Annotated in this window: 12 protein-coding genes, 1 tRNA gene and 1 pseudogene; 6 read left to right on the top strand and 8 right to left on the bottom strand. The window is 64.6% G+C overall.

Annotated features, from left to right (window positions below; all coding sequences use genetic code 11):
• A partial coding sequence (locus FJ386_14220; protein MBM3877846.1) for a hypothetical protein occupies nt 1–309 on the bottom strand: 309 nt, incomplete at its 3' end.
• Nucleotides 306–1229, bottom strand: coding sequence for a CPBP family intramembrane metalloprotease (locus FJ386_14215; GenBank protein MBM3877845.1), 924 nt, complete (start codon nt 1227–1229; stop codon nt 306–308). The genes FJ386_14220 and FJ386_14215, both read right to left, overlap by 4 nt.
• A 624-nt stretch (nt 1230–1853) precedes the next feature.
• Between FJ386_14215 and FJ386_14210 the strand changes: the two genes are divergently transcribed.
• Nucleotides 1854–2714 carry a serine/threonine protein kinase gene (locus FJ386_14210; GenBank protein ID MBM3877844.1) on the top strand — a complete coding sequence of 287 codons (861 nt, stop codon included), beginning with the start codon at nt 1854–1856 and terminating at the stop codon, nt 2712–2714.
• Between the two features lie 24 nt (nt 2715–2738).
• Here FJ386_14210 and FJ386_14205 read toward each other — a convergent pair whose 3' ends face one another.
• Genes FJ386_14205 through FJ386_14180 form a run of 6 tightly spaced genes read right to left on the bottom strand, consistent with a single transcriptional unit; the run spans nt 2739 to nt 6767 of the window.
• Entirely contained in the window at nt 2739–3593 is an 855-nt protein-coding gene (locus FJ386_14205; protein MBM3877843.1) for an ABC transporter permease, read from the bottom strand.
• Complete coding sequence (locus FJ386_14200; GenBank protein MBM3877842.1) at nt 3590–4531, bottom strand: ABC transporter ATP-binding protein; 942 nt, start codon at nt 4529–4531, stop codon at nt 3590–3592. Before FJ386_14200 ends, FJ386_14205 begins: the two co-directional genes overlap by 4 nt.
• On the bottom strand, nt 4528–5112 hold the full coding sequence (locus FJ386_14195; protein ID MBM3877841.1) for a type II secretion system protein: 585 nt from the start codon (nt 5110–5112) through the stop codon (nt 4528–4530). The genes FJ386_14200 and FJ386_14195 overlap by 4 nt, the downstream gene beginning before the upstream one ends.
• Nucleotides 5109–5729, bottom strand: a complete 621-nt coding sequence (locus FJ386_14190) for a hypothetical protein (protein ID MBM3877840.1) — start codon at nt 5727–5729, stop codon at nt 5109–5111. Before FJ386_14190 ends, FJ386_14195 begins: the two co-directional genes overlap by 4 nt.
• A 13-nt stretch (nt 5730–5742) precedes the next feature.
• A complete protein-coding gene (locus tag FJ386_14185; GenBank protein ID MBM3877839.1) occupies nt 5743–5964 on the bottom strand; it encodes a hypothetical protein in 222 nt (73 codons plus the stop codon).
• Between the two features lie 23 nt (nt 5965–5987).
• Nucleotides 5988–6767, bottom strand: coding sequence for a DUF1080 domain-containing protein (locus tag FJ386_14180; protein MBM3877838.1), 780 nt, complete (start codon nt 6765–6767; stop codon nt 5988–5990).
• Nucleotides 6768–6895: 128 nt separating this feature from the next.
• On the opposite strand from FJ386_14180, the pseudogene FJ386_14175 reads away from it, so the two are divergent.
• The 5 genes and pseudogenes from FJ386_14175 (at nt 6896) to FJ386_14155 (ending at nt 9785) form a co-directional block, all read left to right on the top strand.
• A pseudogene (locus tag FJ386_14175) lies at nt 6896–7090 on the top strand (hypothetical protein).
• 105 nt (nt 7091–7195) lie between these two features.
• On the top strand, nt 7196–7765 hold the full coding sequence (locus FJ386_14170) for a DNA-3-methyladenine glycosylase (GenBank protein MBM3877837.1): 570 nt from the start codon (nt 7196–7198) through the stop codon (nt 7763–7765).
• Nucleotides 7766–7815: 50 nt separating this feature from the next.
• Nucleotides 7816–8865 carry a 16S rRNA (cytosine(1402)-N(4))-methyltransferase RsmH gene (gene rsmH / locus FJ386_14165; GenBank protein ID MBM3877836.1) on the top strand — a complete coding sequence of 350 codons (1050 nt, stop codon included), beginning with the start codon at nt 7816–7818 and terminating at the stop codon, nt 8863–8865.
• 86 nt (nt 8866–8951) lie between these two features.
• Nucleotides 8952–9027: transfer RNA gene (locus tag FJ386_14160), tRNA-Phe, on the top strand.
• A 278-nt stretch (nt 9028–9305) separates the two neighbouring features.
• Nucleotides 9306–9785, top strand: a complete 480-nt coding sequence (locus tag FJ386_14155; GenBank protein MBM3877835.1) for a DUF4339 domain-containing protein — start codon at nt 9306–9308, stop codon at nt 9783–9785.
• Nucleotides 9786–9918: the final 133 nt, after the last annotated feature.

Genomic DNA, 9918 nt, shown 5'->3' with positions numbered 1-9918 from the left:
CTTGTAGCGGTGGATCACATCGAGCAGGAAGTCATTCGCGATGGCGGCGGCGCGCGCCTGACTGAAGTGGAGTTCCATCTCACGACAGTTGGAACACTCGAACGTCGTGGCGATGTCGCCTTCGAACGGGAGCCCGCACCGGTCGCAGCAGGGCGGGAGCACGAACTTCACCTGACACCGGCAGCCGGCGCAGACGTAGCCCTCGGCTCGTCCCGCCCGGTTCTCGCCGCAAAGCTGGCAGACATTGGGAAAGAAGAATCCGAGCAGGCTCTCGACCGCGTTCCGTCCGCGTTGCGCCAGCTCGTTCATGGCAACTCCGAAGGTTCCCGAGGCGGGAGGACGCGCGGGTTCCGGATGGAACGGACCCAAATCACGGCCACGACCGTCGCGAGCACGATCGCAGCCGGCCAGCCGTCCACGAGTTTGCCGGTTCCCCAGAACGCTGCCTGCGGGCCCGGCGCCGGAATCGTCACGAGTGCGTGCGTTTTCTGGAGGAAGATCCATCCCGCATGCACGCCAATGGAAACCCAAAGGCTGCCCGTGGCCACGAAGAGCATCGCCAGGATCACTCCGGCGAGCAGAAGGTTGGGAAACGCCGGGATCAAGTCTTGCACCGCGCCAAATCCGCGCAACATGCGGGGAAGCAACGCAAGGCCCGACGACCATTCGACCGGGCCGGACGATTCCGACCGCTGGAAGAAATGCAGCGCCGCGTAAATGGCACTGCTCAACCCGATCGCCGCGGGGAGTGCGAGCGACTTGCGGAGCGCGGCAAAGATGGCGCCACGGAAAAGGAGCTCCTCCAGCACGGCGACGACCACCGCGGACAGCGTCGCGTTGCCGAGGTGCGCGGCCCATTGGCCGGAGGAGAACTCGAGGTGGAGTGTCCGGGCGCCGGCCAGGAGCCCGGCGAGGCCGACGAGCGCGAGCGACCCGAACCCGATCGCGAGCCCAAGCACGACTTGCCGGGCGCTGTCGGCGGATCTGCAGAGGCCCGCGTCGCGAAAGGAGCGCGCGCCCACCGCGCGCAGGAACGGCCACAGGCCCGCCAGAGCAACGATCAGAAAACACCGGCTCACGTAGCGGTGAAACGGCGCGTCAGCCCACGGTTTGAGTGAATCGGATTGCGTCGCCGCCCACTGCATCAAATTCCACGCCCAAGGCGCGATCAGCGCGCCGCCAAGGAGTACCGTGGCCAGAAAGAGGAAAATCGCGACGACGGGGCGCACACGATGATTGAACTCGGCGCTTGCATGGCCGCCAAGCAGATTATACGAATCCCGCCGATGAGCGGTGCGCGAGGACTCGAACCTAGCGGCGGGCGTTGTGCCGCGCGCAAATCACTCCATGTCGCCGCGTCCACGAAGCTCGGACTGGGAATTCACGGGAGAACGCAGCAGGTTGCGACGTTCGGAGACAGCCACTCGAACATGGCAACCCCGCTCGTATGAAAGACGACGACCTCAATCTGAATCCGGCCCGTGCGGCGGGATTTCCTGTCCCTCGCCTTCCACAACGGGCGACGGAGATCCCGAAGTTTGAACCTTCGGACACGAGCAAGTTGAGGACGAAGAAGAAAACGGTGCGAATCAACCTGCCGCCCGGGCGCGGCGGGGAACACGGGGTTCAGTTCTCCACCGCCCCACCCAAGCCGGCGCGGGCGTGGTGGCGTTTTTGGGAAAGGCCCGAATGAGGGCGTGGTCTGGGACGTCCGTTCCCGCGGGCGGCCTCGGGCCCACCTTGCGAAACCACGAAGAGTTGGGGAGTGAATATTTGCTGTCCCCATCACGGCGCGGCGGGCGTCGTGGAGGGCAGCATTTCCGGCCAAGGGCCGTTGTGAGGGTCGTCCACTGATGCAGAACAACTTGAACAAGGGCAGCGGCCAGGTCCAGGGCCAGACCGGGGAGTTCGGCCCGTATCGTCTCCATGAACTCATCGCCCGCGGTGGCATGGCCGAGATCTGGCTCGCCACGGACGCGCAGGGGCAGAGCTTTGCGTTGCGGATGATGACCCGCAATTCATTCTTCGCCTTCGCCGCCCGGAAGCAGTTCATCCGCGGTTGCGAAATCCTCAAGGAGATCCACGATCACTCGCACGTGATCGGCTACGTCGAGCACGGGAAGATCAACGGCACGCTCTACCTGCTCATGGAATACGTGGAGGCATCGAATCTCCGGCAACTCATCGGCCGCCGCGACGCGACGCTGGGCGAGTTCCTGGGCAACGTCCTCATCGACATGGCCGTCGGGGTGGACCACATCCACACGAGCGGGTTCTTGCACCTCGACTTCAAGCCGGAGAACGTGCTGATGACGCGCAGCGGCGACGTGCGGATCGTGGACTTCGACCTGGCGGAGCCTCGGACCGACAAGCCGCGGCGGATGACGAAGCACTCGGGAACGCCTGCCTACATGGCGCCGGAACAGTTGCTCGACGAACCGCTCGACCATCGCGCCGACATTTTTTCCTTCGGCGCGACCGCGTATGAGCTGCTGACCTTCCGGCCCGCGTTCGATGGCAACACGCCGCAGGACGTCCTCAAGAAGCAGCTCGACCACGATCATCCCATCACGCCGTTGCGGGATTACAACGAGGACATCCCGGTCGCGCTGGAGCGGATTGTCCTCAAGTGTCTCGAACGCGACCCGGAGAAACGCTACCCGTTCACCAGTGTGCTCGTGCGGGATCTGCAGGCGGCGCTCTATGTGAAGTGAGCCGCCGGCCGCGGGCGCGGACGGCTACGACTTGATGTCCCGCTGATGGAAATGCACCGCGCCGATGATGAACGCGGTCACGTTCACACCGGCCAGCACGCACAGCGACTGCACGATCTGCGCGACTTGCATCGGCTTGCCGAAGACCATCACCCACGCGCGGAAGTGATGCGTGAGCGCGAATTCCTTCCAGTCCTCGAAGAACGGCAGCCCCTCCATCACCACGCTCAGGAACAGCACGGACATGGCGAGGATCGTCGCGGCGGCGGGCTTCATGTTGAAGCACGAGAACATGAACGCGAGGCTCAGCATCGTGCAGGCGTTCACCGCGAGGAACAGGTGCGCGAGCGCGTAGTATCGGAGGCCTTCCCCCGCCTCCATCACGTTGAAAATCATGCCGCCGCCCGGGATCGGAATGAACACAAACATGCCGCTCCACGGGAACCACAGCCGCGCAAACACGAGAGCCATCGCGCCGAGCGAGGCGACGAGCAGCGCCGCGAAGATCACGCCCGTGAGCCACTTGGTGAACAGCAGGCGCAGGCGCGAGATCGGGCGCGAGAGGATCATCCGCAGCGCGCCGTCCTCCGCTTCCTTCGCAACCAGATCGCCGCCGACGAGCATCACGTAGAGCGGCATGAGCAGCACGATTTGCGGGAGGAGCATGAGCAGCGCGACCGTGAGCGCGGAGATGAATTCCGCGCCGACGTAGCCGTTGGATTCGAGCAGCTTGGCGGTGCCGCTCTGCCACTTCGAGTAGCGGAACGCCAGCAGCATGAGGTTCTGCGCGACGAGGAACACGCCGAAGCCGATGTAGGTGCGCTTCTTCCCGAAGAGCTTCCACAGCTCGTTCCGCAGATGCAGGTAGAACATCATCATGGGCGGGGCAGCGCGGGTGGCCCGGAAGTTGGGGCGGAGTTCGACGCGCGGCTTTCCTTCATCAACGAAAGGTAGAAGCCCTCGAGTGTCTCCTCCTCCTGCACGATCTCGAACACCGGCATGCCCGCGTCCACGAGGCACTTGACGATCCGGTCCGTGCCCACGCCGGGCGCGGCGGTGAACCGGCTCCCGTCGCGCGCGTCCGTGATGAGTTGCTCGCGCCGCAGCAGGTTCGCGGCGTCGCCGAAGTTCGCCGTCTTCAGCCGGACCCAAGCCTGCGTCTTGCGGGCTTCGACGAGCGAGCCTTCGAAGACCTTGCGGCCCTGGTTCAACACCGCGATGCGCGTGCAGAGTTGCTCGACTTCGTTGAGCAAGTGCGACGAGAGCAGGATCGTCAGGCCGAGTTCCTTGCGAAGGCGCAGGATGGTCAGGCGCATTTCGTGGATGCCCTCGGGGTCGAGGCCGTCGCTCGGCTCGTCGAGGATGAGCAGTTCAGGGTCCGGCAGGAGCGCCTGCGCAAGCGCGAGCCGTGTGCGCATGCCGTGGGAGTAGGTGCGCACCTTGCTGTCCGCGCGGCCGGTGAGGCCGACCCACTCGATGACTTCCTTGATGCGCCGGGCGGGCGTCGGCGCGCTGTAGCTGCTGAGGATGGCGAGGTTCTTGCGGCCGCTCAGGTAGTCGTAAAAGACCGGCGTCTCGAAAATCGCGCCGACGCGGGCGAGCGCCTGCCGGCGGTGCGTGGTGATTTCGTGGCCGCAGATCTTCGCGGCGCCGGTCGTGGGCCAGACCTGGCCGAGCATCATGCCGATGGCGGTGGATTTTCCGGCGCCGTTGTGGCCGAGCAGCCCGAAGATTTCGCCGCGCGGCACGTCGAGGTCCAGTCCCTCCAACGCCCAGCGCGCGCCGAAGCGCTTGCCCAAGTCCCGCAGTTCGATCACTTCGCGCCCCCCACTTCGAGCAGGTTGCGGATGTGGCCGTCCGCGTAGAGGAAATTGATGCCCTGGTCCGGCCCGCGCAGGATGTGGAAGGCCTCCTTGTCATAGAAGACGGGAATCTGATGCGGGTTGAAGGCGATGTTCATCACGTTGAGGTGGTCGGCGTCCTGCCCGTTGAGCAGGCTGTTCCACGCGTAGCTGGATTCGCTTTGCTCGAACACGCCGTTCTTGTCCGACGGGCAGCGGAGCAGGCGCGGCGCGCCGAAGTAATTGCTCAGCACGATGTCGGGGCTCTTGAGCGCGGGGAGGTTGGTGACCGGGACCGAGTTCGTGCCGTAAACCTTGTCGCGCATGAAGGGCAGGCGGTTGTTGTTGTCCTGCACATACACCTGCAGCGCGATGCCCATCTGGCGGAGGTTGCTGAGGCAGGCGGTCGAGCGTCCGGCTTCCTTGGCCTTGCTGACGACGGGCATGAGCAGGCCGGCCAGCACGGCGATGATCGCGATGACGACCAGCAGCTCGATCAACGTGAACGCGACCTGTCGGCGAACCTCGGGGCTCGAAACTCGGAACTCGAAACTCATCGGGGCATGAAGCGTCCCTGCTGCATCGCGCGCTGGAGCTCCTCGATCAACGGGGCGAGCTCGGCCTTCGATTGCGCGGAACTTTGCGTGTAAAACGTGTTGAGGCCGACCTGGGTGAGCCGCTTCTGCGCCTCCTCGCTCAACGGCGGCCCCGGCTGGCGGCCCTCGGACTGCATCCGCTCGCGCACCTCGGGATTGTCCCGCGCCTCCTGAAGCCGCTTGAGCGAGTCGCCCAGGATGCGTTTGCGGCGGTCGGGCGGGAGCTGCTCGAAGTTGGTGAGCATCTGTTTCACGCCGCTCGGCAGCGTGGACTCGAGGAACTCCAGCCGCTCCTCTTCCGTCATCTCGCGAACGAGCCGGTCCCAATCCGCCTCGGCCCGCGCCACCCGCCGCTCGTCCACCTGCAGCGAGTTGAGCATCGCGGCGAGCTTGCGCAACGCCTTGCGCCGCTCCTCGGCGGAGAGTTTCGCCAACTCCGTCTTCGCGACCTGCGCGGCGACTTTCTCGGCGGTGACCTTCTGCGCCTTGGCGTATAGATACACGGCCATGGCCACGGCCCAGACGACTGCGAGGACGACTCCGCCAATCACGAGCGGCTTGTGGCGCGGATTAATCATGCCGGGAGTGTAGTCACGCGTGACGGGATTGCCATTGAAAACACGGCGGGCGGGCGGGCGCAAGCCCCGGCGTCAGTTGGGGCGCCGGCTCGACTTCGCCCATCGTGATGAACTTCTGGTCGCCACCAAACTCCTCCAGGAAGTAATGAAACGCCCGTTCGTAATCCGTCGCGTGCAGCAGCTGCGCCTTGAGTTCACCAAGGTGCAGGTGGAGATCTTGGGATGCGAGGTTCATGCGTTCGCGGGCTTCGCGCGCGGCTAGAAGTCCGTGTCAGGCTCCTTCAGGTCGATCTCCTTGATCCAGGCGTTGCGATAGCGGATGTCGTGGCCCTCGGCCTGCAATTTCAATCCCTGGGGCGTGTCCGTGATGCCGCGTCCGCGGTCATTGCCGCCGTCCACGCCGGAATTCGGCCCGCCCCACACCTGCGCGATCGGGAAGTTCGTGTGCACCTTGACGCCGTTGAAATACATCGTCACGAGCGCCTTCTCCGTGCGCTGGCCGTCCTTGAAGCGCGCGGCGCGGAAGTTGATGTCGTAGGCGTTCCACCTGCCGAGGCCTGCAAACGCATGATACGGCGACTCGCTCTCGTTGATGACCGCGCCCATGCCGTGCTTCGTCTTGTCGCCCTCCTGAATCTGGATTTCGTAGCGGTTCTGCAAATACACGCCGCTGTTGCCGCGCGGGTTCACCACGAGAAACTCGATGTGCAGCCGGAAGTCGCGATACGCCTTCTTGGTCACGATGTCCGCCGCGCCATACTTGCCGCCGGCGGCTGCGGGATCGTCGGTCTGCACCACGGTTCCCTTGTCCACCGGGTCATCCACGACTTTCCACTTGATCGGCAGCGAAGAGCCGAAGCGCGGGCCCCTCCAGTAGGTCCACTTGTCATCGAGCATCGCGCGGGAGCCATCCAGAAGCACCTCCGCGCCAGCGATGGGTTTCGCGCCGACACCGACGTTGCGGTCGGCGCCGACCGCGGGCGCCGTGACGAGGAGAAACGTCGGGAGCAGGGCAAGTCGGAAGGATGGAGCTTTCATGGTGCGCAAGTGCCGCGGCGTTATGGCACAGAACCCCACGCGGTGCAAACTCCGCGGACAGCTCCTGCATTTACACAGGGCCAGCCCGCTCGCATGATGCGCGCCGCGCGACGACGCGACCGACACCGATGGCAACCCCACTCCGACTCCAGCAAGGTCAACTTTGGAAGCGCGGCGTTGAATTCATCCGCATCGTCCGCCTCGAGCGCCTCGCCGTGGCATACAAGTCCGCCGTCAGCGCGGACTTCAAGGCGGGCACGCTCCATCAAGCCACGAAGAAGGAATTCTGCCGGCTCATCAAATCCGCGGTCCTGCAGCCGTCGCGTCCCGGGAGAGACACCGCATCCACTCGCCCTCGCGCGCCCGGCAGCGCCGCGCCGCGGCGGCCGGCGCCAGTCGGTCCCGCTCCAACCCCGCCCGCGTAAGCCATGCCTGGCATCGGGAATCTCCAACCGCTGCCTCGCGAGTTCTACGACCGCGACACCGTCAGCGTCGCCCGCGACCTGCTCGGCAAGCTTCTCGTCCATCGCCGCGCCTCGCGCGACCTCGTCGGCCGCATCGTCGAGACCGAAGCCTACCTCGGCCCGCACGACCTGGCGGCGCATTCGTGCCGCGGGCTCACGGAACGCACGCGCGTAATGTTCGGACCGCCGGGACACGCCTACGTGTATCTTGTCTACGGCATGCACCATTGCATGAACGTGGTGACCGAGCCCGCAGGCCACGGCGCCGCCGTGCTCCTGCGCGCGGTGGAGCCCGTCCGTGGAATCACCAGGCGCTCAAGCGGTCCCGGGTTGCTCTGCCGCGCCATGGAAATCGACCGTCGGCTCAACGCACGCGACCTGACGACCGGCTCGTTCTTTATCGCGGATTCCGCCAGGGCGGATTCGTTCGCCGTCACGCGACGGCCGCGCGTCGGCGTGGATTACGCGGGGCACTGGGCGCGGCGTCTCTTGCGATTCTACATCCGCGGCAACGCGTTCATCTCGCGGCCGTGAATCACTCCCGTGTCGCGCTCGCCGTCCCGTTTTGACAATGTCGCCCCGGCGTGACCGAAAACTCGCCAACCAATCCACCGCCCGCCGCGCACCGGCGCCGGCCGCGCTACCCCGGGAAGAACCCGCGGCGATTCGAGGACAAATACAAGGAGCACGCCCCGGCGCGCTTCCCGGAGACCATCGCCAAGGTGATCGCCTCGGGAAAAACGCCCGCAGGCTCGCATCGGCCGGTGATGGTCGCCGAAGTACTCGACGCGCTCACGCCCAAGCCACGCGACGTGGTGGTGGATTGCACCCTCGGTTACGGCGGACACGCGCAGGCATTGCTCCAGCGCATCCAGCCCGGCGGACAATTGATCGGGCTGGACTCCGACCCCATCGAGTTACCACGAACCGAGGCGCGACTGCGCGCGCTGGGCTTCGACGGATCGGCGTTCCGCGCGCACCGCGGCAACTTCGCCGGCCTTGCGCAACGGCTCGCCGGGCTCGGGCTCGGCGGCGCGGACGCCATCTTCGCGGACCTCGGCGTCTCCTCGATGCAGATCGACGATCCCGCGCGCGGCTTCGCGATGAAGCTCGACGGTCCGCTCGACATGCGGATGAATCCGCACCGCGGCCAACCCGCGTCCCTCTTCCTGCAATCCCTCAGTGCCCGCGCGCTGGCCGACCTGCTCGCGGGCAACTCCGACGAACCCAACGCCCGGCTAATCGCGGACGCGCTCGCGGGCAAGTCGCTCACCACCACCACCGCGCTCGCCGCGGCCGTTCGCGCGACGCTTCCGCGGAAGGCCGAGGACGAACTTGAACGGACCGTGCGCCGCGTGTTTCAGGCGGTCCGGATCGCGGTGAACGACGAGTTTGGCGCGTTGGAGATGCTCCTGCGCCATCTGCCGGCGTGCCTGCGACCCGGCGGTCGCGTCGCGTTCCTGACCTTCCACTCGGGCGAGGATCGGCGGGTGAAAAAATCCTTCGAAGCAGGGTTGCGCGCCGGTGACTACGCGGAGATCTCGCCGACCGTGACCCGTCCATCGCCGGAGGAGTGCGGCGCCAACCCACGCGCGACCTCCGCGAAACTCCGCTGGGCGCGCAAGGCGGCCTGAGGCATCCGCGATCGCAGATTGATCCACCCACGTCGAGAATGCTCTTGCCGCGACTTCGGCCCGGTGCATAGTTTCCGCCCTGCGATGGCTGGGTAGCTCAGTCGGTAGAGCAGAGGACTGAAAATCCTTGTGTCGGCGGTTCAATTCCGTCCCCAGCCACCAACTTCAAAAACGCTCGTAAAAACAAGGGTTTTCGAGCAGTCGAGGCGGCCCGAAGTGGCAAAGTAAGAAACAAAGTAAGAAACGCAGCCTCGATGTTTTGCCCCTTTGCCCGACGTTCCGCGGCGTCCCACGAAGCCCAATCTTCACGCGCGCACGCGCGTTTTTCTGGGGTCACGCTCGACACGGGGGATGCCCCACTGTTAAATCGAACTCGATAATAAGACCGCAGGGATTGCGGTTCATTAAACTGTTAGGCAAATGCAACTCCACATAGGAATATGGGATACGAACAATGGCAATGGCGGTTACGCGAGAGCGGTAAAGAAACTGGTCCGTTTACTTTCGCAGAATTGCAACGTCGCTTTGCGGCACAGGAAATCGACGGGAATACGGAAGCGTGTCCCCAAAAACTATTCGGTGGTTGGCAGCGATTAGACTTCTTTTTTCCAGTCTTCAAGACGGCGTCCCCGTTGCTCACCGACTCAGTGCAGCCGCAGGGATCTGCCACACTCGCGACGGAGTTAATCGAGAGACGTTCCGGTTGGGCGACATTTCTCCGAGTTGTGGGATGCGTCAACATTTTGGTCGGTTTGATTGGCTTTGTAGCCAGTGATGACAACCGGATCGGAGGAATTCTTTTGGCTATTGGATTGGTCGGGGTGATTCAGTCGTTCTTTTTTGCCTTCTTGGTTGATGTGTTTACCGACATTCGATGGTTCGTCAAAAAGATTGCAGATGAACGTTCACCTGATGCCTAACCAGGGTGCTGCATCTAACGGCCTCTGCGCCGTGCGTTCGAGCGTCGCGGGAGACGGATGATCGTGAACTGCGGAGCCGGATTGTGGAGGCCGGGACCCATTACGTTTCCGTGCCGCTGTTCATGATGCTGCT

The sequence above is a fragment of the Verrucomicrobiota bacterium genome (assembly GCA_016871675.1).
Lineage (GTDB): Bacteria > Verrucomicrobiota > Verrucomicrobiia > Limisphaerales > VHCN01 > VHCN01.
Note: the sequence above shows the minus strand (reverse complement) of the source record. Positions and strands in the feature narration are given on the sequence as shown.